This is a genomic window from Ciceribacter sp. L1K22, assembly GCF_017599385.1.
In the GTDB taxonomy this organism is placed as follows: Bacteria; Pseudomonadota; Alphaproteobacteria; order Rhizobiales; family Rhizobiaceae; genus Allorhizobium.
In genome coordinates, this window is record NZ_JAGFPK010000002.1 from 155,498 (window position 1) to 181,919 (window position 26,422).

Annotated in this window: 21 protein-coding genes; 10 read left to right on the forward strand and 11 right to left on the reverse strand. The window is 62.0% G+C overall.

Features of this window, described 5'->3' with window-relative positions:
• Positions 1–5: 5 nt before the first annotated feature.
• The 5 genes from J5J09_RS18745 to J5J09_RS18765 all read right to left on the reverse strand — a co-directional run bounded on the left by J5J09_RS18745 (position 6) and on the right by J5J09_RS18765 (position 7,459).
• The gene (locus tag J5J09_RS18745) at positions 6–2,447 is read right to left on the reverse strand and encodes an FAD-dependent oxidoreductase (protein ID WP_208553756.1); all 2,442 of its coding nucleotides are present in this window, start codon (positions 2,445–2,447) and stop codon (positions 6–8) included.
• Positions 2,444–3,352, reverse strand: coding sequence for a choline kinase family protein (locus J5J09_RS18750; protein ID WP_208553757.1), 909 nt, complete (start codon positions 3,350–3,352; stop codon positions 2,444–2,446). Before J5J09_RS18750 ends, J5J09_RS18745 begins: the two co-directional genes overlap by 4 nt.
• Positions 3,349–5,373 carry an ABC transporter permease subunit gene (locus tag J5J09_RS18755; RefSeq protein ID WP_208553758.1) on the reverse strand — a complete coding sequence of 675 codons (2,025 nt, stop codon included), beginning with the start codon at positions 5,371–5,373 and terminating at the stop codon, positions 3,349–3,351. Before J5J09_RS18755 ends, J5J09_RS18750 begins: the two co-directional genes overlap by 4 nt.
• 4 nt (positions 5,374–5,377) lie before the next feature.
• Positions 5,378–6,394, reverse strand: a complete 1,017-nt coding sequence (locus J5J09_RS18760; protein ID WP_208553759.1) for a betaine/proline/choline family ABC transporter ATP-binding protein — start codon at positions 6,392–6,394, stop codon at positions 5,378–5,380.
• Positions 6,395–6,493: 99 nt separating this feature from the next.
• On the reverse strand, positions 6,494–7,459 hold the full coding sequence (locus J5J09_RS18765) for an ABC transporter substrate-binding protein (RefSeq protein WP_208553760.1): 966 nt from the start codon (positions 7,457–7,459) through the stop codon (positions 6,494–6,496).
• Between the two features lie 247 nt (positions 7,460–7,706).
• Between J5J09_RS18765 and J5J09_RS18770 the strand changes: the two genes are divergently transcribed.
• Positions 7,707–8,462 carry a DeoR/GlpR family DNA-binding transcription regulator gene (locus J5J09_RS18770; protein WP_208553761.1) on the forward strand — a complete coding sequence of 252 codons (756 nt, stop codon included), beginning with the start codon at positions 7,707–7,709 and terminating at the stop codon, positions 8,460–8,462.
• Positions 8,463–8,475: 13 nt separating this feature from the next.
• Here J5J09_RS18770 and J5J09_RS18775 read toward each other — a convergent pair whose 3' ends face one another.
• Complete coding sequence (locus J5J09_RS18775; RefSeq protein WP_208553762.1) at positions 8,476–12,078, reverse strand: hydantoinase B/oxoprolinase family protein; 3,603 nt, start codon at positions 12,076–12,078, stop codon at positions 8,476–8,478.
• Positions 12,079–12,272: 194 nt separating this feature from the next.
• Here J5J09_RS18775 and J5J09_RS18780 point away from each other — a divergent pair, with 194 nt between their 5' ends.
• From J5J09_RS18780 to J5J09_RS18810, 7 genes are all read left to right on the forward strand, one after another.
• A complete protein-coding gene (locus J5J09_RS18780; RefSeq protein ID WP_208553763.1) occupies positions 12,273–12,860 on the forward strand; it encodes a TRAP transporter small permease in 588 nt (195 codons plus the stop codon).
• Between the two features lies 1 nt (position 12,861).
• Complete coding sequence (locus J5J09_RS18785; protein ID WP_208553764.1) at positions 12,862–14,178, forward strand: TRAP transporter large permease subunit; 1,317 nt, start codon at positions 12,862–12,864, stop codon at positions 14,176–14,178.
• A gap of 19 nt (positions 14,179–14,197) precedes the next feature.
• Complete coding sequence (locus J5J09_RS18790; protein ID WP_208553765.1) at positions 14,198–15,187, forward strand: TRAP transporter substrate-binding protein; 990 nt, start codon at positions 14,198–14,200, stop codon at positions 15,185–15,187.
• A 64-nt stretch (positions 15,188–15,251) separates the two neighbouring features.
• The gene (locus J5J09_RS18795; RefSeq protein WP_208553766.1) at positions 15,252–15,773 is read left to right on the forward strand and encodes a winged helix DNA-binding protein; all 522 of its coding nucleotides are present in this window, start codon (positions 15,252–15,254) and stop codon (positions 15,771–15,773) included.
• Positions 15,774–15,778: 5 nt separating this feature from the next.
• Positions 15,779–16,753 carry a hypothetical protein gene (locus J5J09_RS18800; RefSeq protein ID WP_208553767.1) on the forward strand — a complete coding sequence of 325 codons (975 nt, stop codon included), beginning with the start codon at positions 15,779–15,781 and terminating at the stop codon, positions 16,751–16,753.
• Between the two features lie 286 nt (positions 16,754–17,039).
• Positions 17,040–18,044 (forward strand): murein L,D-transpeptidase family protein, encoded by a 1,005-nt coding sequence (locus J5J09_RS18805; protein ID WP_208554443.1) that lies wholly within the window; start codon positions 17,040–17,042, stop codon positions 18,042–18,044.
• 17 nt (positions 18,045–18,061) lie between these two features.
• A complete protein-coding gene (locus J5J09_RS18810) occupies positions 18,062–18,799 on the forward strand; it encodes a L,D-transpeptidase (RefSeq protein ID WP_208553768.1) in 738 nt (245 codons plus the stop codon).
• Between the two features lies 1 nt (position 18,800).
• On the opposite strand, the gene J5J09_RS18815 is transcribed toward J5J09_RS18810, so the two are convergent.
• The 5 genes from J5J09_RS18815 to J5J09_RS18835 form a co-directional block, all read right to left on the reverse strand.
• A complete protein-coding gene (locus tag J5J09_RS18815) occupies positions 18,801–19,721 on the reverse strand; it encodes an SMP-30/gluconolactonase/LRE family protein (protein ID WP_208554444.1) in 921 nt (306 codons plus the stop codon).
• A gap of 41 nt (positions 19,722–19,762) precedes the next feature.
• Positions 19,763–20,710: an ABC transporter permease gene (locus J5J09_RS18820; RefSeq protein WP_208553769.1), complete on the reverse strand. Its 948-nt coding sequence runs from the start codon at positions 20,708–20,710 to the stop codon at positions 19,763–19,765.
• A complete protein-coding gene (locus tag J5J09_RS18825) occupies positions 20,707–21,651 on the reverse strand; it encodes an ABC transporter permease (protein WP_208553770.1) in 945 nt (314 codons plus the stop codon). The genes J5J09_RS18820 and J5J09_RS18825 overlap by 4 nt, the downstream gene beginning before the upstream one ends.
• A complete protein-coding gene (locus tag J5J09_RS18830; protein WP_208553771.1) occupies positions 21,648–23,108 on the reverse strand; it encodes a sugar ABC transporter ATP-binding protein in 1,461 nt (486 codons plus the stop codon). The genes J5J09_RS18825 and J5J09_RS18830 overlap by 4 nt, the downstream gene beginning before the upstream one ends.
• A gap of 97 nt (positions 23,109–23,205) precedes the next feature.
• Entirely contained in the window at positions 23,206–24,222 is a 1,017-nt protein-coding gene (locus tag J5J09_RS18835; RefSeq protein ID WP_208553772.1) for an ABC transporter substrate-binding protein, read from the reverse strand.
• A gap of 257 nt (positions 24,223–24,479) precedes the next feature.
• On the opposite strand from J5J09_RS18835, the gene J5J09_RS18840 reads away from it, so the two are divergent.
• Both J5J09_RS18840 and J5J09_RS18845 read left to right on the forward strand, forming a co-directional pair.
• Positions 24,480–25,703 (forward strand): ATP-binding protein, encoded by a 1,224-nt coding sequence (locus J5J09_RS18840; RefSeq protein ID WP_208553773.1) that lies wholly within the window; start codon positions 24,480–24,482, stop codon positions 25,701–25,703.
• Positions 25,700–26,419 (forward strand): response regulator transcription factor, encoded by a 720-nt coding sequence (locus J5J09_RS18845; RefSeq protein WP_208553774.1) that lies wholly within the window; start codon positions 25,700–25,702, stop codon positions 26,417–26,419. Before J5J09_RS18840 ends, J5J09_RS18845 begins: the two co-directional genes overlap by 4 nt.
• The last annotated feature ends 3 nt before the right edge of the window (positions 26,420–26,422 follow it).

A 26,422-nucleotide genomic window follows, 5' to 3' on the forward strand; every position in this document is an offset into this window, starting at 1 on the left:
GAACCTCAGGCCTTGATCTTGTCCATGGCCGGGTCGAACATCGGCCCGAAGTGAATGGTCGCCGGCGTCCTTTCCGCCGCGACGACGAGTTCGTAGCTGCCGGTCGACAGATAATCGTCGCTTACACCGTCCGGATTGCGGACATAGCCGTAACCGATGTTCTTGCCGAGCGTGTAGCCATAGCCGCCGCTTGTGAGGTAGCCGACCGGCTCGCCATTTCTGAGGATGGTTTCGCGACCTGCGAGCACGATCGACGGATCGTCGACGGTAAAGCCCATCAGGCGTTTCTTCAGCGGCTGTCCGGCAAGAGTTTCGAGGGCGCGGCGGCCGAGGAAATCGGTGTTCTTGCGGAGCTTCACGGCCCAACCGAGGCCCGCCTCGAATGGTGTGTCGTTGGGGGTGATGTCCGAGCTCCAGGCGCGGTAGCCTTTTTCGAGGCGCAGGGATTCAAGAGCGCGGTAACCGATGGGGCGGATGTCGTGGATTCTGCCTGCTGCCCTAAGCGCATCGTAGACCTCGCCGAGCGCAGCGATCGGGATGTGCAGTTCCCAGCCGAGTTCGCCGACGTAGGTGACGCGTAGCGCCCGCACGGTGGCGCCGGCGATCGGGATTTCACGAACATGGCCGAAGGGGAAGGCGGTATTCGATACATCCGCCGAGGTGACGGCGGCGAGAACGTCGCGGGCTTTTGGTCCCATCAGCGAGAGCGTGCCCCACTGCTCGGTAATGTCGGTCAGAGTGCAGTCAAGGCCGTCTGGAATATGGTCGGCTATCCATCCGAAATCGTGCGTGCGGAAGCCCGTGCCGGTGACGATGTAGAAGGTCTCGTCAGCGATGCGCGCAACGGTGAGATCGGCCTCGATGCCGCCGCGGGTGTTTAGAAGCTGAGTGTATGTAAGCCGTCCGACCGGCTTGGAGACATCGTTGGCGCAGATCCAGTCTAGCGCCTTCATGGCGTCGGGACCGGTCAGTTCGTATTTCGAGAAGGACGACTGGTCGAAGACGCCAACCGCCTCACGTACATGGCGGTGTTCGTCGCCGACCGGTTCGAACCAGTTCTGCCGGCCCATGGAGTAGATGTCCTTCGGCTCCATGCCCGTGGGCGCGAACCAATTGGGGCGCTCCCAGCCGAGCTTGGAACCGAAAACGGCACCAGACGCCTTCAGGCGGTCGTAGAGGGGCGAGACGAGACGGGGGCGGCCGCTTTCGTATTCCTCGTGCGGGAAGCCGATGGTGTAGTGCTTACCATAAGCCTCCACCGTGCGGTCGCAGACCCATTGGCGGTCACGGTGCATGCCGGCGAAGCGCCTGATATCGACGACCCAGAGATCGAGTGGTGCCTCGCCGTCGATCACCCATTGCGCCAATACCCAGCCCGCCCCACCACCGGAGGCGATGCCAAAGGCGTTGAACCCGGCGCCGACGAACATGTTCTTGCATTCGGGCGCGACGCCCAGGATGAAATTGCCATCCGGTGTGAAGCTCTCGGGGCCGTTGATCATCTGCTTGACGCCGACATTCTCCAGCGCCGGCACGCGCTCGATCGCCTGCATCATGTGCTGTTCGAAATGGTCGAAATCGTCATCGAACAGGCGGAAGGCCCAGTCGTTCGGCAGGTCGCCGGTGAGCCAGGGCTGCGGATTGGGCTCGTAACCGCCCATGACAAGGCCGCCGACCTCCTCCTTGAAATAGGTGCGTCGGTCCGGGTCGCGGATCGTCGGGGCGTCGGTGGAGAGGCCGTCGATCTTCTCTGTGATGATGTACTGGTGCTTGACCGCCTGAAGCGGCACGTTGATGCCGGCCATGTCGCCGACCTGGCGGGCCCATTGGCCGGCGCAGTTGACGACCTTTTCGCAGGGCACGTCGCCTTCGCTGGTCTTCACAGCCGTGATGCGTCCGTCCTTCATCTCGAAACCGGTTACTCGGACGTTCTCGACGATCTTCGCGCCGTGCATGCGGGCGCCCTTGGCAAGCGATTGCGTGATGTCGGAGGGGCTCGCCTGTCCGTCTGTCGGCAGCCAGTTGGCGCCGACGAGATCGTCGACGTTCATCAGCGGCCACATCCTCTTCACTTCTTCCGGCGAGACGAGATGCATGTCCATGCCGAAGCTGCCGGCGGTGGTGGCCAGCCGCTTGAACTCCGTCCAGCGGTCCTGATTGGTGGCAAGCCGCAGGCAGCCGGTCATCTTCCAGCCGGTCGCCAGTCCGGTCTCCGCCTCGAGACCCTTGTACAGCTCGACGGAGTATTTCAGCACGCGCGTGATCGAAGCGGAGGAACGGAGCTGGCCAACGAGACCGGCCGCGTGCCAGGTGGAGCCTGATGTCAGCGTGCCCTGCTCGATCAGCAGCACGTCTGCCTTGTGGTCCTTCGCCAAGTGATAGGCTGTCGAGCAGCCGATGATGCCGCCGCCGATGACGACGATCTGGGCATGAGAGGGCAGGGTCATGACGAGTGTTTCCCGTAGACTGAGTAGTAGTGGTCGAGCGCTTCTTGGAGGCGCGTGAGGTTTTCGTCCGTGTAGCCGACATAGTCGGCGCCCGGCGCGTTGAGGTAGAGTTCGGATGTCATGCTCCACATCGCCTCGCGCAGCAGCGAGGCGCATTGCATGGCGGCAAGCGAGCGGCGGATCTCGGGCGAGGGTTCGCCACCGAAGTAGGCTTCCAGAAATTCCTCCGACTGTCCCGGCGTCAGTCCGGCATTGGACGTGGCGCCGGCGAGGTCGAACATGGCCGTCGAGAAGCCGGCGTACTCGAAATCGATCAGCCACAGTCTTTCACCGTCATCCAGAATGTTCGATGGTAAAAGGTCATTGTGGGCGAAGACGATCGGCAGTGGCGCCTGCACGGCTTCAAGCTCCTCGGCGAGAACCAGGTAGCGGGCGAGTTCCGGGATCATGCGGCTGCGTCCGGCCTGTAGCGTGCGGGCGTAGTCACGCACGACGTGAAACGGCCAGAACATGAAACCGGCGCCGGATACGTGGCGCGGCATCTCCTTGTGAAACCGCCGTAGCAGAATGGCCACGCGCTGACGCTCGGCAGCCACATCATCGCCGGCAAAGGTCCTCGCCGGGACGAAAGCCGAGACCATGATCCCGGGTTCCGCATACTCCACCTTCGGGGCAAAGCCGGCCTCGTGGGCGGCCCGGGCGGTCATCAGTTCACGATCGCGATAGACCTGGTGAAACGGATAGTCGGTGCCGAAACGAACGACATGACGGCCCGAGGCATCATCGACGATGAAGCTCTCGTTGCTGAGGCCGCCCTTGAGGACGGCAATCTCGATCGCGCCATTCCAGCAGGGCAGGGCGGCGATGCGATCCTCCAGACCAGGGTTGGGTACATGGTTGCTCATGCGATCCGCTCCCTGACCCGCGCCGCGCCGGCTGAAATCAGCCGGTCGGCAATGATTGCGATGAAAGCGACGGCAAGCCCGGCGACCAGGCCACGGCCCGTGTCGGCTTTCGTTAGCGCTATATAGACTTCCTGGCCGAGATCTCGGGTGCCGACGAGCGCGGTGATCACCAGCATCGACAGGGCGAACATGATTGTCTGGTTCAAGCCGAGCATGATTTCGGGAAGCGCGAGTTTCAGCTTGATCTTGGTAAGGATCTGCCAGGGCGTGCAGCCCATGGCGCGACCGGCCTCCACGACCTTCGGGTCGACACGCTGGATGCCCAGCACGGTATAGCGTATGGCCGGCGCGACGGCGTATGCGACGATGGCGATCAGCGCGGTGAAGTCGCCGACCCGGAAAAGCATCACGGCCGGCATCAGGTAGACGAAAGATGGCAAGGTCTGGAGCGTGTCGATCACCACCTGCAACCAGCGCCAGAGCCGGTCGCGTTCGGCCGCCAGGATACCGATAGGAATGCCGATGAGGCTGGCAAAGACGACCGCGATGCCGCAGAGGTAGACGGTCACCATCGCTTTTTCCCATTGACCGGTCGCGGCGATGAGAAAAGACAGGAGGCCGGTCAGGAGTGCCAGCCGAATGCCACCGAGCCGGTAACCGGCAAGCGCCAGCATGGCGACCACGCCGACCCAGGGCAGTTCGGCGAGAAAGCGTTTGAACGGCACCAGCAGGTGCAGCAGCAGTGTCGTGCGGATCGCCTCGAGCGCATCGAAGAAGTTGACATTGATCCACTTGACGACCTCGTTCCAGAAGGAGCCGGTCGAGAGCGTGAGGCTATCGGGCAGTGTCGCCAGTGCGGGGGAGATCAGGCTTCCCAGCAGGCCGAGACCGATGATGGCAAGCGACGCGGACAGGTAGGGATGGCGCTGAACGAGGCCTTGGTCGGTTGCGGAAGTCGTCGCAGGAACAGAGGCTTTCCTGGCGCAAGCCTGACTCAGCCGGTCGAGGGCGACGGCAAGTGCAACAATCGCGAAGCCTGCCTCGAAACCCGCACCGATATCGAGGCGGCGGAGGGCGGCGAGCACGTCGAAGCCGAGGCCGCCGGCGCCGATCATCGAGGCGATGATCACCATGTTGAGCGATAGCATGATGACCTGGTTGACGCCGACCATCAGCGCATCGGCTGCCGAGGGGACCATCACTTTCCAAGTCATCTGGCGGCGCGAGCAGCCGACCATGTGGCCGAGGTCACGAATTTCGGACGGCACGGCGCGCAACCCGAGGATGGTGATCCGGACCATGGGAGGCATGGCGTAGATGAGCGTGCCGACGATGGCTGCCGTCGGGCCGAAGCCGAAGAAGAAGAGGATCGGCACGAGATAGGCGAAGATCGGGATGGTCTGCATCAGGTCGAGCAGCGGTGTGATGGCCCGTTCGAAGAGCGGCCAGCGATAACCGGCAAGGCCGAGCAGCAGGCCGAGGATCACCCCGATCGGCACGGCGACGAGGATCGACGCCAGCGTGACCATGGCACTCGTCCATTGTCCGAAGAGGGCGAGGAATCCGAAGCAGATCACCACCAGCGCTGCCAGATTGCGGCCGCCGGCGTAATATCCGAGGAGACCAACGATAACGATGACACCGAGGAACGAGATTGGGGGCACGATCTGGACTGCGGCCGATCCTTGTCCCGACAGGAAGCCGGTCGAGAGCAGACTGAGAGCGAGGGTGTAGGGAATATCGATCAGTGCCGCGATGAAACGGGTGAAATCGGTGAAAGTGAAAAGGCCGAAGCTTGCTTCGTTCACCAGCCATTTCATCCACTGGCTGATATGGCGGGCGGCGGGGATCTGCCATGCGCGCGGGTAGTCGAAGGCCCATTTGCCGAGGGTTGGGCCAATCCACCAGGCAAGCGCGACAAGGATGCCGGTGATGGTCAGGACAATCGTCGAGGCGCGACCGGACCTCGGTGATCTGGAGATTGGGACCGGATCGAGAACGTGGGCTGACAGTTCGCTCATCAGCTCAGCCCTGCATCATCACGTCGATAACGTCGGCGCGTCGCAGAAGACCAACCGGTTGGTCTGTTGCATCGACCACTCCCACGACCTCACCTGCATTTGCGAAGAGGGGAGCAGCTTCCGATACGGACGCAGTCTGGCTGATGGTGATCGCCGGCAATGAAGTTGCAAGGGCGTGCATCAGGGACGAGACCTTGATCACCTTTGAACGGGCGACGTTTCGGGTGAATTCGGCGACGTAGTCGGTCGCCGGCGCGAGAACCAGCTCTTCCGGCGTGCCGGCCTGGACGATCTCGCCGTCCTTCATGATCGCGATGCGGTCGGCAAGACGGATCGCCTCGTCGAAATCGTGGGTGATGAAGACGATGGTCTTCTTGAGCACCGATTGCAGCCGCATGAACTCGTCCTGCATTTCGCGGCGGATCAACGGGTCGAGGGCCGAGAAGGGCTCATCCAGGAACCAGAGCTCCGGCTCCACCGCAAGCGAGCGGGCGATGCCGACGCGCTGTTGCTGGCCGCCCGAGAGTTGGCGCGGAAAGACATCTTCCTTGCCCGCAAGTCCGACGAGTTCGATCATGCGACGCGCGCGCTCTTCACGCTTTGCCCGGTCGATGCCCTGAACCTCGAGCGGGAAGGCCACATTGTCGAGGACGGTCAGGTGCGGCAGCAGCGCGAAGTGCTGGAAGACCATGCCCATCTGGTGGCGGCGGATTTCGATCATCCGCGCTTCCCTCGCGGCGAGCAGGTTTTCGCCGTTGAAAAGGATTTCACCTGATGTCGGCTCGATCAGCCGAGACAGACAACGGACGAGGGTGGACTTGCCGGAGCCGGACAGTCCCATGATGACGAAGATCTCGCCGGTTCTGACCTCCAGATTGACATCCCTGACGGCGCCGACAAGGCCGGCGCGGGCCAGTTCCTCAGGATTCGGCTTGCCGCCGGCGGCGCCCACGGCTTCCCGTGCGCCTGCGCCGAATATCTTCCAGACATTGCGGCAGACGAGTTTGGCTTCAGTCGACATGACGTTTCCGCTGGATGGCAGGACGATTGGCCCGTCGGGGCCGCAGGAAAAGACGATCACCCGCGCCGAGGGAGTGCGCGGGTGACCGCAACCAGCTTGTTACTTCTTGATCCACTCCGACCAGCGGGCCTCATTGGCGCCCATCCATTCGGCGGCAACATCCTCGACCTTCTTGCCGTCGAGATCGACCTCGGTGATCATCGCGCCCATTTCGTCGTTGTTGATGTTGAACGCCTTGATGGCCTCGTAGGCGCCTGGCCACTTGTCCTTTACGCCGGACCAGCCGACCTTCCAGATCGGGCCGAAGGGCTTCCCGCAATCATAGGCCATGTCCGCGTTCGATCCCCAAGCCGGATCCTCGTAGCATTCCTTCGTGTATTCGGGGAATTCCACCCACTCGCCCTTGTACTTGGCGGGAGCCCAGTGCGGCGCATAGATCCAGAGCAGGATGGGCGCCTGGCGCTGATAGGCGCTTTCCAGTTCCGCGAACAGGGCTGCGTCGGTTCCGGCGTGGACGACCTCGAAGGGCAGATCGAGCGCTTCCACGCGTTCGTCATCGAACCCGCCCCAGGTGACAGGACCGCCGAGATAGCGGCCCTTGGGGGCGGTTTCAGCCGTCGAGAAGGCTTCGGCGCAGGCTTCTTCCTTCAGTGCTTCCCAGTTCGGCAGACCGGGGCACTTTTCCTTCATGTATTCCGGGAACCACCATTCTTCCTTGGCCTGCATGCCTGTTTCGCCAAGGTTCTCCACCTTGCCGGTTGCGGTGGCGGCATCCATGGCCTCGCGGCCCGTCGTTTCCCAGATTTCCATGGCGACGTGGAGGTCGCCGGACTCGAGCCCGGCGAATTGCGCGAGGTAGTCGGCCTGTACATATTCGACGGAATAGCCCGCCTTTTTCAGCACCTCACCCATGATCTGAGTGGTGATCAGCTGACCGGTCCAGTCGTGCAGCGTCAGTTTGATCGGATCGGTGGATTCCTGAGCAAAGGCCGGACCGGTCAGGGCGACGCCTGATAGGAAGAGGGCTGTTGCGGCAATTCTCGGCAGGCGGACAAGATCAAGCATTCGAGTTCTCCCAGTAGAGCCCGTTGAAGATGTTGGATCTGGCAAGACACCCGCTCGTCGTTCCCCGTACTTTTCGTATCTCGTGGACGAGGGTGCATGTAGGCAGTCTCGTGCGAGAGCGCTTGGCTTGTCAATCGCATTTTGTGGTTTTTTGTGTTTTTGTGCCCGAATATGCCGCTATTGGTTGCGACGTGCTTCGGGCTTGAGTATTGAGAGCAAGACAAACACCCTGCGGAGCATGACAGGAATGGGCCCCTCGAAACGCCACAGAGACATTCTCCGGCTGCTGGAGCAGGATGGGACGGTTGCCATCGCGGAGCTCGCCCGAAAACTCAACGTGTCGCTTGAAACCGTTCGCCGCGATATCCGGCCGCTCGCCGGCAATGGCAGTGTGGTCAAGATGCACGGCGCCGTCAGCCTGCCGTCCATCGTTGGCGAGGCGCCGTTCGAAAAACGCATGCGCGAAAACAGCGAGGCGAAGAAGGCGATTGCCGCTGCGGTGGCGCGGACCATCCGCGATGGCGATTCCATCATGATGGACACCGGCACGACGACGAGCTTCCTGGCGCGCGAACTGCTTGGCCATCGCCGTCTCACGGTCGTCACCAATTCCTCCGACGTTGCCCGGACGCTGGCGACGGTCAACGACAACCGGGTCTACATGGCCGGTGGCGAGCTGCGCAGCGACAATGGTGCGGCGTTCGGCACCACCGCCATCGATTTCGTTGGCCGCTTCACGGTCACCCATGCGGTGATCTCAACGGGTGCGGTAAACGCCGACGGCATGATGGACTACGACCTCGAGGAGGCCGAGTTCGCCCGCATGGTCCTGACGCGGGGGCAGCGGGCGCTGGTTGTCACCGACCACAGCAAGTTTGGCCGTCAGGGGCTTGTGAAGGTGGCCGGCTTTGACGCCGTCACCGAACTGGCGACAGACAAGGCTCCGCCGTCCGACATCGCCGAGGCTTTGCGGACAGCGGGAGCCGAGCTTTTGCTCGCCTGAGAGCTGACAGCCATCAGGTCTTGCCGAACCCGCCGCCTGTCGGTGTGATAACGGTTACGGCTTCGCCGGGCTTCAGGATCGTCTGGGCACAGCCGGGCAGTTCCTCGATCGTACCGTCGAGGCGTCGGATTTCGGTCCTGCCTAATTCCCCCGGTTCGCCGCCTAGGAGGCCATGCGGCGGGATGGTGCGATGCGAAGAGAGGATGGCGCAGTCCATTTCCTCGCGGAAGCGTATCGTGCGCTTCGTGCCGCCGCCGGACGAGAACCGTCCCTTGCCACCCGAGCCGCGCCGGACGTGGAAGTCTTCCAGCACGACGGGAAAGCGGAATTCCAGGATTTCCGGGTCGGTAAGGCGGGAGTTCGTCATGTGCACATGCACACCGTCGGTGCCATCGAAGCCGCTGCCGTCGTTGAGAACGCCAGCCGGAGAACCGGAGCAGATCGTCTCGTAATACTGGTAGGTCTGGTTGCCGAAGGTGAGGTTGTTCATCGTGCCCTGAGATGCGGCCATCGCCCCCAGTGCTCCGAAGAGAGCGTTGGTGACATGCTGGCTGGTCTCGACATTGCCGGCGACCACCGCCGCCGGATAGACCGGCTTCAGCATGGACCCGTCCGGCACCACGATACGGATCGGCTTCAGGCAGCCGGCGTTCATCGGGATGTCCTGCTCCACCATGACCCGGAAGACATAGAGAACGGCTGCACGGGTCACCGGTTCCGGCGCATTGAAGTTGTTCGGTTGTTGCGGACTAGTGCCCGTGAAATCCACCGTGGCTTCACGATTGTCACGATCAACCGTTATCTTGACCTTGATAACGGAACCCTGATCCGTCGGATAAGTAAATTCGCTGTCCGACAGTTTCTCGATGACCCGGCGAACGCTTTCCTCGGCGTTGTCCTGGACGTGCCGCATGTAGGCCTGGACCACGTCGAGGCCGAAATGGGAGACCATCTTTCTGAGCTCCTGAACGCCCTTCGTATTCGCGGCGATCTGGGCCTTGAGGTCGGCGATGTTCTGGGCCGGATTGCGCGCCGGCCAGGCATGGTCGAGCAGCATCGCCTCGAGTTCCTTTTCGCGGAACCTGCCCTTTTCGACGACGAGGAAGTTGTCAAAGAGAACACCTTCTTCATCCACCACCGTCGCGAGAGGCGTCATCGACCCGGGGGCCTTGCCGCCGACATCGGCGTGATGGCCACGCGAGGCGACGTAGAAGAGGATGTTCTCCTCCCTGTCGTCGAACACGGGCGTGACAGCGGTGATGTCGGGCAGGTGCGTGCCGCCATTGTAGGGAGCGTTCAGGGCAAAGACATCGCCCGGCCGGATATTGCCTTCATTGAGACGGATGACGGTTTCCACCGACCGGTCCATAGAGCCGAGATGCACCGGCATGTGCGGGGCATTGGCAACGAGGGCGCCGCTGGCGTCGAAGACCGCGCAGGAGAAGTCGAGGCGTTCCTTGATGTTGACCGAATGTGCGGTGTTCTGCAGCGTTACGCCCATCTGCTCGGCGATCGACATGAAGAGGTTGTTGAAAACCTCCAGCATGACAGGATCGGCCGTGGTGCCGATCGCGGCGCGACGGGCGAGCGCCTCGATGCGCGTCAGCACGATGTGATCGCGGCTGTTGATCTTCGCCTGCCAGCCAGGCTCGACGACGATGGTCTGGTGCGGTTCGATGATGAGGGCCGGCCCCTTGACCACCGCGCCGGGCGTCAAGGTCTTGCGCGGGTAGATGCCGGCCTCGTGCCAGCCGCCACCGGAAAAGAAGCGCGTCTTACTGTTCGCGTCCGCACCCCATTCCGCCGTCTCGTCGACCGGCTCGGACAGTCCTGCGCCACCACCGATCGCCTCGACCTCAAGCGAGTCCACCATGATCGGCCGGTCCTCGAAGATGAAGCCGAACTGTTTGCGGTGTGCGTCCTCGAACGCGGCAATCATTTCGGGTTCCGGACCGAAGGGGATGGGCAGCGCGGTGTCGGTGCCCTTGTAGTTCAGGTGAAGGCGAGTGACGGTCTTGGCATCCGCCACACCCTGTCCAATCAGTTCGTTCAGGACCTGCCGTTCCAGGTCTCCGCGAGTCTCGGTGATCGCCGAATCCGCATCCGCAAGTTCCGTAAGGATAGCGTGCTGGCGAACCGCCCTGATATCGGCAAGGCCCATGCCGTAGGCCGAGAGGATGCCGGAGAAGGGATGGATCAGCACGGTCTTCATGCCTAGGCTGTCGGCGACAAGGCAGGCATGCTGGCCGCCGGCGCCGCCGAAGCACGTGAGGCAATAATCTGAGATGTCGTAGCCGCGCTGGACCGAAATCTTCTTGATGGCGTTCGCCATATTCTCGACAGCGATGGCGAGGAAGCCGTCGGCGACTTCTTCAGGCGACCGCCCGTCACCGACCTCGGCCGCCATGTTGGCGAATGCCTTGCGCACAGCATCCGCGTCCAGTGGCTGATCCTGCTGCGGGCCGAAGATGGAGGGGAAGAACTCCGGCTTCAGTTTGCCGACCATGACGTTGGCGTCGGTCACGGCGAGTGGGCCGCCGCGGCGATAGGCCGTCGGCCCAGGATTGGCGCCGGCCGAATCCGGGCCAGCACGGAACCGCGAACCGTCATAGGTCAGGATCGAGCCGCCGCCGGCGGCGACGGTGTGGATCTTCATCATCGGCGCGCGCATCCGGACGCCCGCGACTTCGGTCTCGAAGGCCCGCTCCAGTTCGCCATCGTAGTGAGACACGTCGGTGGACGTACCGCCCATGTCGAAGCCGATCATCTTGTCGAAGCCGGCCAGTTTTGTGGTCTCGACAGCGCCGACGACCCCGCCGGCGGGACCGGACAGGATGGCGTCCTTGCCCTGGAACAGGCTCGCCGCGGTCAGTCCGCCCGAGGATTGCATGAACATCAGGCGGGGGCCGTCGTCAGCACTCAGTTGCAGCTCGGAGGCCACCTGTTCGACATAGCGGCGCAGGACCGGAGAGAGATAAGCATCGACGACAGCGGTGTCGCCGCGGCCGACCAGCTTGATGAGCGGCGACACTTCGTGGGACACCGAAATCTGCGTGAAACCGATATTGCGGGCGATGTCGGCGGCCTGCTTCTCGTGTTCGGGAAAGCGGTAGGAATGCATGAAAACGATGGCGACAGCGCGGATGCCCTTGTCGAATTCCGCCTTCAAGGCAGTTTCGAGCGCCGTCCTGTCCAGCTCCCGTTCGACCGTACCGTCCGCCAGAACTCGTTCCGCCGCTTCGATGACGGATGAGTAGAGAAGTTCCGGCTTGACGATATTTTTGGCAAAGATATCCGGACGCGCCTGGTAACCGATCTCCAGCGCATCGCGGAAGCCGCGGGTGGTAACAAGGACGAGGCGTTCGCCCTTGCGCTCCAGAAGCGCGTTGGTTGCAACGGTCGTGCCCATCTTGATGGCGCCGATCCTGTCGACCGGTACGCTGTCACCCTTTTCGAGGCCCAGAAGGTCGCGAATTCCCTGGACCGCCGGGTCGCGATAGGCCTCGGGATTTTCGGAGAGGAGCTTGTGGGCAACGAGCGTGCCGTCCGGCTTGCGTGCGACGATATCGGTGAAGGTGCCGCCGCGATCGATCCAGAAATCCCAGAGCCGAGACATATTCGTTCCCCTTGTCTTTATGCTGATTTCGGAAAACGAAAACATTTTATCGATAAATCGTCAATATGCTGTTGACAGAAAATTGCCTGCTAATGCATCATGCCCTCACAACAGGCAAAAACACCGCAGAGTGTTGCCGGAACAAGGGGAACCAGTCGCAATGACCCACGCAATTGCTGCGCGGAGGGCTTTCGATGTCCGCCGCTGATCTGCCCACACCACCTGGCAAACCCACCGTTGTCCGTCGGCTTCTGGACGGGCTTTACATGGGCGCCGGCCTGCTCGCCGGAGCCTTTCTCGTAGCGATCTTCGCGCTGATGCTGGGCCTCTCCGCGGGCCGGCCTCTCGGGATCGACATTCCATCGGGCGATGATTTTACCGCCTGGTGCATGGCAGCCTGCGCGTTTCTCGGGCTAGCCCATACGTTCCGGTCGGGCGAACTGATCCGGATGGGGCTGCTGGTCGACAGGTTCGGCGGCAGGCTGCGGCAGGTGATTGAAATCAGCTGCACGACCCTGGGGCTTGCGGCAGTCTCCTATTTCGCGTGGTACGCGATCGACATGGTCAGGATGTCCTGGCGTTTCAATGACATCTCGCAAGGGGTCGTGGCGGTCCCGCTCTGGATTCCGCAACTCGGCGTCGCCTGCGGTCTGGCGATCCTGGTGATCGCATTCGTCGACGAACTCTTCAGTCTTCTGCGTGGAAATCCGCCCCGTTACGAAAAGCCGAAGCCGAAGAGCAATGACGAAGTCATCGAGCGCGTCCTGCAGGGAGGAGCATGACATGGAGGCCATGCACCTCGTCGAAACCTCCGGCATCATTCTGGCCTCGCTTTTCCTGCTGCTGCTCGGCGGTCTTTGGATCGGCCTCGCGCTGCTCGTCTGCGGTTTCATCGCCATGCAGTTCGCTCCGGCAGGTATCCAGATCGGTCCGGCGCTCGCCACCAGCGCCTGGGCCGGAAGCGCATCCTGGAGCCTTGCAGCGCTTCCCCTGTTCATCTGGATGGGTGAGATTCTCTACAGGACGCGATTGTCGGATGAGATGTTTCGTGGTCTTTCACCCTGGCTCAACTGGCTGCCGGGGCGCCTGATCCATGTGAACGTTTTCGGTTGCGGGCTGTTCGGCGCGGTTTCGGGTTCGTCTGCCGCGACGACGGCGATGGTCGCGAAGATAACGCTGCCGGAACTGAAGAAGCGCGGCTACAACGAAATGCTCAGTCTGGGATCGCTGGCGGGCGCCGGGACGCTCGGGTTTCTCATTCCGCCCTCCATCATCATGATCGTCTATGCGGTCGCGGCGAATGTCTCGATCCTGCAGATGTTCCTGGCGGGCCTGCTGCCTGCCTTGCTGGTGATGGTGCTTTATACGGGCATGATCGTGGTGTGGTCGCTGATGAGCCCCGGAACATCGCCGCCGCCGGCTCCGAAAATGAGCTTCCGGCAGAAGGTGAGGGAGTCGATCAACCTCATCCCCATTCTGTTGCTTATCATCCTGGTCTTCTCCTCCCTCATGCTGGGATGGGCGACCGCCACGGAATCCGCCGCATGGGGCGTGCTCGGCTCACTGGTGATCGCCGGCTACCAGCGCAGCCTGACGTGGCAGACCTTCCGCGAGAGCGTCATGGGCGCCACCCGCATGACCAGCATGATCATGCTCATTCTCGTCGGTGCGGGTTACATGTCGATCGCCATGGGTTACACCGGGATACCGAATGCGCTTGCTACATGGGTCGAAGGCTTCAATCTCAGCCCGTATGCGCTGATCGCCGTTTTGACGATCCTTTACGTGCTGCTCGGTTGCGCTATCGACGGACTCTCGATGATCGTCCTGACGACTGTCGTCGTCCTACCCATGATCCAGCAGGCCGGTTTTGACCTGATATGGTTCGGCGTATTTCTCGTCCTGATGGTCGAGATGGCGCAGATCACCCCGCCCGTCGGCTTCAATCTCTTTGTGCTGCAGACCATGAGCGGGCGTGACAGCCTGACCGTGGCAAAGGCCGCCCTGCCGTTCTTCGGCCTGCTGCTGTTGACCGTCGCAATCCTCACGATCTTCCCGGGCATCGTGATGCTTCTGCCGAAAATGGCATTCCCGGGCTAATAAAGAAGGGAACTGAAACATGACCATAAAATCATCTTTTCTTACGCGTTTCGCTGCGACGGGTGCGATTTTCGCCCTGCTTTCGGCCACAGCCCATGCCCAGACCGAATGGGTGCTGCCGTCGGCTTATCCGCAGACGAATTACCATGTCGAAAATCTCAACCAGTTCGCGGCCGATGTCGACAAGGCGACGAACGGCGAACTGAAGATCACCGTCCATCCGAATGCCTCTCTGTTCAAGGCTCCCGATATCAAGCGCGCCGTCCAGACCGGTCAGGCTCAGGCCGGCGAAGTGCTGCTGTCGCTGCACGAGAACGAGAACCCGGTCTTCGGTATCGACGTCATTCCGTTCCTTGCCACCTCCTTCGAGCAGTCCAAGAAGTTGTGGGACGCGTCCAAGGAAACAGTCGCTGCGGCACTCGACGAGCAAGGCGTCAAGCTTCTCTACGCAACGCCGTGGCCGCCGCAGGGCATCTACGCGAAGAAGGAGATCAACAGCGCCGCCGACCTGAAGGGGCTGAAATGGCGTGCCTACAATGTCGGCACCTCGCGCATCGCAGAAATCGTCGGCGCGCAGCCGGTGACGGTTCAGGCGGCCGAACTGCCGCAGGCTCTGGCGACGGGGGTCGTCGAGGCCCTCATGACGTCATCGGCGACCGGTGTGGACAGCAAGATCTGGGAGTCGCTGACCCACTACTACGACACCCAGGCCTGGCTGCCGAAAAACGTCATCTTCGTGAACAAGGGTGCCTTCGAGGCGCTTGATCCCGCCATGCAGAAGGCTGTCGAGGAGGCTGCCGCCGCGGCCGAAACCCGCGGTTGGGCGTTGGCTGAGGAAAAGACCAAAGGCTACATGGCTGCTCTGACAGAGAACGGCATGACGGTGGCTCCGCCGAGCGACCAGTTGAAGAGCGACATGGATGCGGTCGGCGCGACGCTGACCGAGGCATGGCTCGAAAAGGCAGGCGATGACGGAAAGGCGATCATCGACGCCTACAAGAAGATGTAATAGGCATGCGGAAACGCCGCCGGGCATCGAGTCGCTGGCGGCGTTTCATCATCGAGGAGGGGTCATGACTGAGGTGCAGCAGGATTTCGGGCCGATAGTTTCGTCAGGCCATCTGGCGAGTGGCGCATTGCCCGCGTTGTCCGAGATCGAGTTCGGATTGATCATGCTCAACCATGCCTTCAGCCGCTGGATGGTGCGCTGCATGGCGGCGGCCGGTGTTCCCGATCTTTCGCCGATGGACATCCTGATCCTCCACAACATTCGCAGCCGCAGCAAACCGAGAACAATTGCCGACATCGGCCTCATCCTCAACATCGAGGATACGCATGTCGTGACCTATGCCATCAAGAAACTGGAGCGTCTCAAGCTCATCCGGTCCGGCAAGCGTGGCAAGGAAAAGATCGTGTCGATGACGTCGGCGGGCGAAGAAGCCTGTGATCGCTACTTCCAGATTCGCGAGACCCTTCTCGTCAAGTCCGTGCTGTCGACGGAAATGTCGTCGGAGAGCCTCTCATCGATAGCCGGACGGCTTCGTGCCTTGTCCGGACACTACGATCAGGCCGCCCGCTCGGCGGCATCCATGTGACGCGCATGGTATTCGCGGGTCTGGCTTATCCGATCAGGCTCGCCGGGCGTCACGGACGGATAATCCTGATCGCCGGTATCGTCGCCGGCGTCGCCCTGCCATCCCTTGCCGAACAATTGGCTCCTTATATCGGGCCACTGGTGGCGATTCTTCTGTTTCTCGCTGTTTTGCGTGTCGGACCGAAGGCCGCCACTGGGGCGTTGGGCAGTGCACGCAGATCCCTTCTGATCGTCCTGCTGCTGCAATGTTTTCTGCCGGTATGTCTGGCCCTCATTCTCAAAGGCGCAGGCTTGCTCTCCGAGCCGCTGGCGGTTGCCACTCTGTTGATGATGGCGGCCGCGCCGTTGTCTGGCGGTCCGCACATCGTTGCCATGACGGGCCACGACTCCGCGCCAGCGCTGCGATTGATGGTGCTGGGTGTGGCCGTCCTGCCCTTTACCGTCGTTCCCGTCTTCTATTTTCTGCCGGCGTATGGAAGCCCGTTGTTGGTGCTTAGCGCATCCTTCAAGCTGCTTGCGGTCATTGCGCTCGCAGCGCTTGCGGCCACAATGGTCCGCAAGGCCATTCCGACACGGCTTGAGCGGGATGCGTCCGAGGTCATTGATGGCGTATCGGCGATCGCCATGGCCGTGGTTGTCGTGGGGTTGATGTCAGAGGTGGGGGCCGTCCTCGTCCACGAGCCCCTCCGCTTCGTCATCATGCTCGCCTATGTCTTCCTCCTCAACTTCGGCCTGCAGATGGCGGTGGCTCTTCTGGCTCGCGCATCCGGTCACCCGAACGCCGCTCCGGCTATCGGCGTCGTGGCCGGAAACCGCAACATGGCGTTATTCCTCACGGTCTTGCCGCCGGAGCTGACGGACAATCTTCTCTTCTTCCTTGGCTGTGCCCAGATCCCGATCTATCTGACCGCCGTCGCGCTCAACGGCTTCTACGGGCGCGTGGCGCCGATAGGGAAAACCAGCTCAACATCGCCTCCATGAGCGCGACAGCTGTCAAAAGCTGATCAGCGCGGGGCATAATGTCGTCACTGTTGTCGTGCATGCGAGCCTGATTGGCCCGCTTGATAACCCGTTTCAGAGCAGTGTGCCGAGCGCTTCGGCAGCCGACTGACGCAATCGTGAGCGCATCGTGACTGTCAACCTTAACAGAGTTCTCATAAATCGGCGGGACTCTCTGACGAACAAAGCGACTCACTTTCGTCCGAACCCGCAGAACAAAACCATGCGTATGCTGACAACATTCCTCTCCTCTCTGCCAGCTCTCACGATGTTATCCCCTGTTCGGAAGGCCGTGGGCGTGATTGCGGTCGGCGCGCTGCTGTCCGGCTGCGTCGGCATGGGTCTGGATGATCTGGCGAGCGTGCCGCAACTCTCCCGCAAGGTGACGACGGAGATGTCGAAGAAGGGCATGAAACCGGAAAGCCCGGTGCTTGTGCGTATCTTCAAACAGGAGAGCGAGCTTGAGGTCTGGAAGGTCGACAAGAGCGGCACTTATGCGCTGTTCAAGACCTATCCGATGTGTCGCTGGTCCGGGAAGCTCGGTCCGAAGAAGAAGAGCGGCGACCGGCAGGCGCCCGAGGGTTTTTATCATGTCAACGCGGGCATGCTGAACCCGAAATCGCAGTACTACGTGTCCTTCAATCTCGGTTATCCGAACCGGCTTGAATCCGCGCTGGGATACACGGGCGAAGCCCTGATGGTGCATGGCGCCTGCTCGTCCTCCGGCTGCTATGCCATGACCGACCAGCAGGTCGGGGAGATCTATGCAATCGTGCAGAAGGCGCTGGCGGGCGGCCAACGGAGTTTCCAGGTCCAGGCCTATCCTTTCCGGATGACAGCCGAAAACATGGCGAAGTATCGCGACGATCCCAACATGCCTTTCTGGCGGACGCTGAAGGAGGGGTATGATTCCTTCGCATTCACACGGCGGCAGCCGAAGGTATCGGTGTGCGGCGGGCGTTACGTCTTCAACACCGAATTTTCAGGCGGTGAACCCAGAGATCCACTGGCCGCCTGCCCGCCGGCCATGTCGACGCCCGATGCCGCGCTGATGGCGAAGCTTGAAGCCGAACGGCAGAAAATCGAGGTCGCGTCCTCGAACATTTCCCCCGTCTCGACGTTGGCATATGTCGACGGAGGCATGCATCCCAGTTTCCGGGCGATCCTGTTGAAGCAGGGTCCCAAGACGATGGCGGCGAAAATCTCAGCCACCAAATACCCGATAAGCCGGCCGGAAGCGGCGCTTGCCGATCCCTATTCCGGCGCACAGTAAGACAGCGAGGACATGCATTGATATCGAATAGTCTGAACCGTCGTTCCTTCCTAATCGGAGGCGCCGGAGTGGCGACCACGTTGCTTGCGGGTTGTACGACGACATCGCCCCAGCGGGCCGAGGCTCAACCCGAGCCGGTCGACAACTCCATGTACGCGCTGATGTATGCCGCGATGCCGCAGGAGCAGTTTCCGCTGCCGGCGATCCCGTACGAGAAGATCGATCCACGGTTCTATCGGCAGATGGTGCCGAACGTGACAGGCGAACGTCCCGGCGTCATTGTCGTCGATACCACGAACCACTTCCTGTACCTGACCTATGAAGGCGGCCAAGCCATGCGCTACGGTGTCGGGCTTGGCCGGGCCGGTTTCGAGTGGTCCGGTCGCGGCGTGATCCAGTACAAGCGCGAGTGGCCACGCTGGACGCCGCCCAACGAAATGGTCGCGCGACAGCCGGAACTCGAACCCTATTCGATCGCCAATGGCGGAATGGATCCTGGGCTCAACAATCCGCTTGGCGCCCGTGCGCTCTACATCTTCAAGAACGGCGAAGACACGCTTTATCGAATCCATGGTTCGCCAGAATGGTGGACGATCGGCAAATCGGTGTCATCCGGTTGCGTGCGTATGCTCAACCAGGATGTGATCGATCTTTACAACCGCGTGCCCGGTGGAACGCCTATCCTCGTGAAGGGCGTCGGAATGGGTGAGGTGCCGGTCGCAGGTTCTGTTCCAGGTTTGCCCGATCAGGTCTAGCTCACGGATACTGCACGCCGTTTGTCGTCGTATATATCGCATAGAGTGAGTTCGTCGCGGTGATGAAGAGGCGGTTCCGGCGGGGGCCGCCAAATGTGAGATTGGCGACCGTCTGCGGCACGAGAACCTTGCCGAGCAGGGTTCCGTCCGGCGCAAAGCAATGGACACCATCGCCGGCGCTGGTCCAGAGATTGCCTGCTGTGTCGATGCGGAAACCATCGGGCAGGCCTTGGTCCACCTCGCAAAAGACGCGACCGTTTGACAGCCTCCGCCCATCGAGAACATCGAAGACGCGAATGTGGCGTGGCAGGGTGTCATCGTGGCTGGCGCCGGAATCGGCGACATACAGCAGGCTTTCATCGGGCGAGAAGGCGAGGCCATTGGGCTGGTTGAAGTCGTCCGCAACGATTTCCAGTTCGCCGCTCACCGGATCGAGGCGGAAGACGTTTCGGGTCGGCAGGTCGGGTTCGGTGCGGTAGCCTTCGTAGTCGGAGAGAATGCCGTAGCTCGGATCGGTGAACCAGATGCTTCCGTCAGACTTCGCCACGACGTCATTGGGAGAGTTCAGACGGCGTCCCCGGTAGCTTTCGGCGAGCACGGTGATCGAACCGTCGATCTCGGTGCGGATGAGGCGCCGACCGCCGTGTTCACATGATATCAGCCGGCCCTGCCGATCTCGCGTGTTGCCGTTGATGAAGTTGGTGTGGTCCCGGTAGACGCTCACGCCGTGGTCGGGAACGTAGCGAAGCATACGCTGGTTGGGGATATCGCTGAAAAGCAGGCAGTTCTGGTCGGCGAACCACACAGGTCCCTCCGCCCAGCGGCAGCCAGAGTAGAGTTCCTCCAGCCTGGCGCTCGAGACGATCAGGTTTTGGAATCGCGGGTCCCGGATTTCGTAGAGGGTGTCTGTGGTGTTGGCCATCGTCTTGCTGCCGGTTTTGATAGTGATGGACATCGGACGGCTCATCGCGTTCGGACGGGACGGCTGGCGACGAGGATTACGGTGATGATGATGACGCCGGTGAGGATCAGGCGGATCCCGGCTCCAAAACCATAGGTGTTGAGCATCGATACCACGAGGAAAAGAAACAGCGCCGCACCCCAGATGCCGGGTACGTTGGAGTTGCCGCCGGCCACCGCCGAGCCGCCGATGACGACGACCGCGATCGACATCAGCAGGTATTCCGCGCCCATGTTCAGCGCCGCGCCACCAGAGAAGCTCGCGAGCAGATAACCGCAAAGCCCAGCCATGATGGCGCAGAGGACGTAGGTGGCGAGACGTGTTCCGTCGACCGGGATTCCCGCCATCCGCGCCGCGAACATGCTCTGGCCGATCGCGGAAATCCAGCGGCCGTAGATGGTCCGCTCCAGAAGCCACCATCCGAGGATAGAAAGCACCAGCGCGACGATGGCAAGGTTGGGGATGCCGAGAGTTGTCGCGGTGGTGAAATTGGCCAGCATTTCGGGCGGCTTGATGCGCAGGCCGCGATTGTACCAGATCGCAGCCGACTGGATGATGAAGCTGGTGGAAAGGGTGGCGATGATCGGCGGAATGCGCAAAAGCTTGATCAGGGCGTAATTCAACATGCCTATCGCAACGCCAATAGCGATTGCGACGATCAGGCCGAGGAGGAGCATCGAATCCTGGCCGCCCATGATCTTCAGGGCGACGGTGCCGGACAGCGTAATGGTTGCCGGGACCGACAGATCGATGTTGCCGGGGCCGAGTGTGATCACCAGCATCTGGCCGATGCCGACGACGATCGAGAAGGCTGCAAAGGTGAGGGCGGCCTGGGAGAGGCCGACGAAACTCGCCCCGCCCGTGAAAAGCAGGGTGATCACCCAGGTCGCAAGCGCGGCGACGAAGGACCAGATCCAGGGTTTGGAAAACAGCGTGGTCATTCGCTTCACTCCTTGCCGGCCCGGACGTCGTGACGGTTGAAGAGAAGGCGCAGGCCCAGCACGACGATGAGGATCGCACCCTGGGCACCGATCTGCCAGTCGGGCGAGATGCGCAGGAAAGACAGGAACGAAGCCGCAAGCGTCAGCGTGAGCGCGCCGACAACGGCACCGATTGGAGAAACACGGCCGCCGACGAACTCGCCGCCGCCGAGGATGACGCCGGCTATGGAGAGCAGCGTGTAGCGCAACGCGATGTTGGCGTCGGCGGATGTGGTCAAGCCGACGAGGGCCATGCCGGATAGCACAGCGAACACGCCTGCCAGGGCATAGGCGGAGGCCTTGACGCGCAGCACCGACCAGCCGGCGCGGGCGACCGATCGCGCATTGCCGCCGACGCCGCGTATGACGACCCCGAAGGTGGTGCGCATGATTAGGAGATGAGCGACAACCGCGATAACGATGCTGGCGACGATGGCCATCGGCATGAAGGGCGGCTTGGCGGTCATGACCGCGCGCAGCCATTCCGGTGCCTGACCACCTGGGGCCGGCAGAATGATCACGGCAAGGCCGCCCCAGACGAAGCTCATGCCGAGCGTCACCACGATGGATGGGAGGTCGCGATAGGCGATCATGAAGCCGATCAGGGCGTAAACTCCAATAGCGCCGAGCAGGATCAATACCGCGAGTACGGGCTGGGTCGGCATGAAGGCGGCCGTGACGCAGGCGGCGAAGCTGACGAAGGGGCCCATCGACAGGTCGAGATCGTTGACCGCGATGATGATCATCTGCGCGATGGTGGCGAGCGCGATTGGCACCGCCAGATTGAAGAGCAGGTTGAGGCCGGTGTAGCTCATCGCACGCGGCTGCAGATAGAAGACGGCGCCGAGCAAGGCCACGAGAGAGACGGCCGGTATCAGCAGCCGCAGGGTGTTGGCCGAAGGCGCCTTCATGCGGCTTCTCCCGTGAAGGATGCCTCGAGTACGGCTTCCTCGGTGATGGCCTCGCCGACGAGTTCCGTGACGATGGCTCCATCCCGGAAGACATAGACCCGGTCGCAAAGCTGAATTTCGTCCATCTCGGTCGAGTACCAGACGAAGGTTCTGCCAGCGTCGGCCTCGCGGCGCAGGGTCGCGTAAACTTCCTGCTTGGTGCCGATGTCGACGCCGCGCATCGGGTCGTCCATCAACACGGCCTGGGCTGTGGTGGATAGGGCGCGGGCGAAGAGCACCTTCTGCTGATTGCCGCCCGACAGGGACAGGATGGGATTGGCGGTATCCGGTGTCCGGATCGCCATGCGCTGTTTCCAGTCCTCGCCGAGTGCGAGTTCCTTTCCGCGGTCTATCGCGGCGAGGTGAGACAGGGCGTTGAGATTTCCGATCGTCAGGTTGCGCAGGATGCTCCATAGGGGAAAGGTGCCGTTGAGCGAGCGATCGCCGGCGACGAAGGCGACGGGGCTTTCAGCAGTCGGCAACCAGTTGCCGCAATTCTTGCGAAAGAGTTCGAGAAGCATCGTCGTCTGGCCATGACCCGCCAGACCGGCAAGGCCGACGATCTCTCCACGGCGCGCCTCGAAGCCAATGCCGCCAAATGCAGAGGGAATAGAGAGCGTGACGGCCTGCTCGGACCGGCTGGCACGTTCCCGACCGGCTGCGCGTTCCTTGACGACGCTTCCCATCGTTTCGACAAGGCTGCGAACGGAAAATTCGGAAGCGGGTCGGTCGGCGACGATCTTCCCGTCCTTCATGACGACGATCCTGCTGGAGGTAGACAGGATTTCGCCGAGGATATGGGAGATGAAGATGACCGACCCGCCTTCCGATACGAAGCGGCGTACATAGGCCAGCAGTTGTTCGGCAAGGCCTGCGTCGAGCGAGGATGTTGGTTCGTCAAGAATGACAAGCCGTGGCCTGTCGGGCGCCGCCATGAAGTTGATCGCGATCTCGACCATCTGGCGCTCGGCGATCGAAAGATCGCCGACAGCGGAATCCGCCTGGATATGATGGCCGGGGAAAATGTCGTCGAGCGTCTTGCCGACGAGGGTGGCGGCCCGCTTCCTCCAGCCGAAGCCGGATAGCTGTGCGTGCATGACCCGCGTGTTTTCCGCCACCGTCAGGTTAGGGCAGAGCGACAGTTCCTGGAAGACGCAGCGAATGCCGTTGGCGCGCGCTCCGGAAACGCCGCTGATGGTGGCCGCCGTGCCGTATCGGATTTCACCTTCATGCGGTGTCAGCAGGCCGTTGATGACATTGACGAGTGTCGATTTGCCGGCGCCGTTGTGGCCGACCAGGCCAAGTGCTTCGCCCGAGGTTATGTCGAGATCGACACCGTCGAGAGCCTTCACGGCTCCGAAGGCGACACGCACGCCTTGCACTGAAACGACGGAATTTGATGAAGGCGTGGCTGACAAGGCGGGTATGACCTCTGGGTCTGGTAGTCCGGTATCCGGCACTCCGCCGCGCCACCAGGGAAGGGCGGGCGGAGTGCGGTGTCGGTGACGACGTGGCTTACTTCGCCGCCTCGATCACCTTCTGCGCGTCTTCAAGCGAGTACTCGACGTTGGCGACGCCGCCCTTTTCGGTGGTCTCGAGGTTCTTCTCGAGATTGTCCTGGTCGATGCGCAGGAACGGCACGACGAGATCCTTCTTCACGTCCTTGCCATCCAGGATCTGTTGCGCGACCCAGAAGGCGAGCGTGGAGACGCCGGGAGCAATAGAGACCGACATGGTCTCGTAGCCGCTTGCATCCTTCTGCTGCTTCCACCACTGCAGTTCGTCCTCGCGGTTGCCCATGACGATGATCGGCGTCGGACGGTTGGCGGCCTGGAAGGCCTGTGCGGCACCGTAGCCGTCACCGCCCTGGGTCACGACCGCGGCGATTTCCGGCAGGCTCGGCAGAACGCCAGCGACAGCGCGCTGCGCCACGTCCTGGGCCCAGTCGCCATGGACGGAACCGACGATCTTGAACTGCGGGAACTGCTTCACGCCTTCATGGATACCGGCGGAAATCTCGTCGTCGACGAAGACGCCAGCGAGGCCGCGGATTTCCAGCAGGTTGCCGCCATCGGGCAGCTTGGCGGACAGGTATTCCACCTGGCTGCGGCCCATTTCCTTGAAGTCAACGGCGATGCGCCAGGCGCAGGGTTCGGTGACGATGCCGTCGAACGATACGACGGTGATACCGGCGTCGCAGGCTTCCTTCACCGCACCGTTGAGAGCGGTCGGGGAGGCTGCGTTGACGACGATCGCGTCATAGCCCTGCAGGATCATGTTCTGGATCTGCGCGGCCTGTTCCGTCGCCTGGTTCTCGGCGGTGGTAAACGGATCGGCAGCGGCGACGACGCCCTGCGAAACGGCGTCCTTCGTCACCTTGTCCCAGCTGGTCAGCATGGCCTGGCGCCAGGAGTTGCCGGCGTAGTTGTTCGACAGCGCGATCTTCTTGGAAGACGTGTCTGCCTGGGCCGCGATCGGTGCGGCGATGCATGCCATGGCGACGGACGCCATGAGAATGGTCCTGAAATTCATGTCTCTCTCCCTCAATGCCGTCACGCGGCTGTTTCCGGGCCGCTCCTCAACGGGGTGCCGGAACCTTGTTTCTGAGGTCTTGCCCCAGTGACCGAAAGGATGAAGGAAATGTAAAAGCCTGTATAGACGGAGGCGAGCAAACCGGATGCGGGAAGCCGCAGATCGTTTGCGGGTTCCCGCAAGACAGGAAGGTGTAGTAAGGGGGTATGCTAGTCGGGAGGAGAGCCGCACCGGGGAGGGTTCGGCGGGAGGAGACGGTGCCCAAAGCGTTGTCGGCGGATTTGTTCGCACAATACCTGCGCATATCGCGACTTTTGGCCGGCCAGCTCGATTTCCAGTCGGCGATAGACGCGGTCGCCAAGGAAATCAAGGATATTGTGCCCAACGACCACATGGATGTCTGCATCATCGCGCCTGGGAGCACGTTTCACACGGCCTATGAAAGCGGGATAGAGACGGACTGGAGCCGGCGCCCGCCGGCGAGCATCGACCACAGCCCTTTGCGCAGCCTGTTGCGAGGCGAGGTAGACCGGATCGTCACGGACGATGCCAGCACCGATCCGCAGTTTCATTTCGAGGGATCGTTTTCGTTTCCGATCATCGAGCACAAGCTGAAGAGCCGGCTCCATGTGGCGCTCAAGGTGCATGGTGAAACGATCGGTGCCCTGTCTTGCTCGAGCCTGCGCACTGGCGTTTACGGTCAAGGTGATCTCGACAGGGCCTCTGCGATCGGCGATCTGATCGCGCCCTATTTCTACGCACTCTTGTCGGCGGAACGCGCCAAGAAATCTGCGATCGTCGAGGCTGAGACGCGGGTTCGCGAAGAGGCCCTGCGCCAGGGGGCGGGGCGCCTGACCGAGGCACTGGAGGCGGAGCGGCAGCGTATCGGGATGGAGTTGCACGACCAGACGCTGGCGGACATGACGCGCTTTGCCCGCCGTCTGGAGCGGCTTAGCCTGATGCCCGATCTTCCCGGCGAGATGCTGGAGCCGCTGACGCGCAGCCTGCAGCAATCCATGCGGGACCTTCGGCAGATCATCGAGCAGGCGCGCCCCTCCGTGCTGCAACTCTTCGGCCCGGCTGAGGCCATCGAGAACCATCTCGAACGGTCGATCCGCGATAGCGGCATGTCGATCGAATGGGAGCTGCTCGACGAGACCGACGGCGCGTCCGCCGAACTGCCGCAGGCGGTATCAGTGGCGATCTACCGGATCGCCCAGGAGGCGATCAACAACGCCATTCGCCATTCGCAAGGCGATCGGGTCGACGTGCGCCTGTGGAAGGACAAGGGGGTTGTGGTGCTCGATATCCGCGACAACGGGATTGGCATGACGACGCCCCCCGGTCCGCGCGGCAGCGGCATCGACAACATGCGTACCCGCGCCAGGCTGATTTCGGCGCAGTTTGCCTGCCGGAGCGACGGGAGCGGCACAACGGTTTCCGTGCGGCTGCCACGGCTGGAACAGGGAGTGAAGATATGAAAGTTCTGATCGTTGAGGACGACCCGCTGCATCGTTCCTACCTGCATGAAGCGGTCCGAACCGCCTTGCCGGAGTGTGATTTCATCCTTGAGGCCTCCGACGGAACGGCCGGCGAAAAGCTTGCCCGTGAACATCGCTTCGAACGCATCGTCATGGACCTCCAGATGAGCCCGCGCAACGGCATCGAAGCGGCGCGGACGATCTGGCGCGAGCGGCCGGATACCAGCATCCTCTTCTGGTCGAACTATGCCGACGAGGCGAACGTTCGGGGGCTTTCCCGGATCGTGCCGGACGGAGCGGCCTATGGCTATGTCCTGAAGTCGGCGTCCGACGAGCGGCTGCGGCTCGCGCTTCGGTCGATCTTTGTCGAGTCACAGTGTGTCATCGATCGCGAAATTCGCGGCCTGCAGCAGAAAAGCCAAGGGCATGCCCATGGCTTCAGCGATTCCGAGTACGAGATCCTCGTCGACATCGCGCTCGGACTAACGGATCGGGCGATTGCCCGACGTCGTCACCTGTCGCTGCGCAGCGTACAGAACAGGCTACAGAGCATCTATCAAAAACTCGGCGTGCAGAGCGCCGTTGATGAGCCCACTTCGGAAGCTTCCTTCAATCTCCGGACGCGCGCGGTGACGATGGCCTTTCTGCGCAAGCTCCTGAACCACTCGGCGCTTGAGCGTGCCGAGGCGGAGTTGGCGCAGTGGCTGAAGCGTTAGTGC

Bases quoted from the DNA above. Each gene is read 5' to 3' on its own strand.
- J5J09_RS18775 (WP_208553762.1), bottom strand. From the start codon at position 12,078: ATGTCTCGGCTCTGGGATTTCTGGATCGATCGCGGCGGCACCTTCACC.
- J5J09_RS18780 (WP_208553763.1), top strand. From the start codon at position 12,273: ATGTCCGCCGCTGATCTGCCCACACCACCTGGCAAACCCACCGTTGTC.
- J5J09_RS18815 (WP_208554444.1), bottom strand. From the start codon at position 19,721: ATGGCCAACACCACAGACACCCTCTACGAAATCCGGGACCCGCGATTC.
- J5J09_RS18845 (WP_208553774.1), top strand. From the start codon at position 25,700: ATGAAAGTTCTGATCGTTGAGGACGACCCGCTGCATCGTTCCTACCTG.
- J5J09_RS18835 (WP_208553772.1), bottom strand. From the start codon at position 24,222: ATGAATTTCAGGACCATTCTCATGGCGTCCGTCGCCATGGCATGCATC.
- J5J09_RS18805 (WP_208554443.1), top strand. From the start codon at position 17,040: ATGTTATCCCCTGTTCGGAAGGCCGTGGGCGTGATTGCGGTCGGCGCG.
- J5J09_RS18745 (WP_208553756.1), bottom strand. From the start codon at position 2,447: ATGACCCTGCCCTCTCATGCCCAGATCGTCGTCATCGGCGGCGGCATC.
- J5J09_RS18765 (WP_208553760.1), bottom strand. From the start codon at position 7,459: ATGCTTGATCTTGTCCGCCTGCCGAGAATTGCCGCAACAGCCCTCTTC.
- J5J09_RS18800 (WP_208553767.1), top strand. From the start codon at position 15,779: ATGGTATTCGCGGGTCTGGCTTATCCGATCAGGCTCGCCGGGCGTCAC.
- J5J09_RS18785 (WP_208553764.1), top strand. From the start codon at position 12,862: ATGGAGGCCATGCACCTCGTCGAAACCTCCGGCATCATTCTGGCCTCG.
- J5J09_RS18760 (WP_208553759.1), bottom strand. From the start codon at position 6,394: ATGTCGACTGAAGCCAAACTCGTCTGCCGCAATGTCTGGAAGATATTC.
- J5J09_RS18795 (WP_208553766.1), top strand. From the start codon at position 15,252: ATGACTGAGGTGCAGCAGGATTTCGGGCCGATAGTTTCGTCAGGCCAT.
- J5J09_RS18790 (WP_208553765.1), top strand. From the start codon at position 14,198: ATGACCATAAAATCATCTTTTCTTACGCGTTTCGCTGCGACGGGTGCG.
- J5J09_RS18825 (WP_208553770.1), bottom strand. From the start codon at position 21,651: ATGAAGGCGCCTTCGGCCAACACCCTGCGGCTGCTGATACCGGCCGTC.
- J5J09_RS18750 (WP_208553757.1), bottom strand. From the start codon at position 3,352: ATGAGCAACCATGTACCCAACCCTGGTCTGGAGGATCGCATCGCCGCC.
- J5J09_RS18770 (WP_208553761.1), top strand. From the start codon at position 7,707: ATGGGCCCCTCGAAACGCCACAGAGACATTCTCCGGCTGCTGGAGCAG.
- J5J09_RS18755 (WP_208553758.1), bottom strand. From the start codon at position 5,373: ATGAGCGAACTGTCAGCCCACGTTCTCGATCCGGTCCCAATCTCCAGA.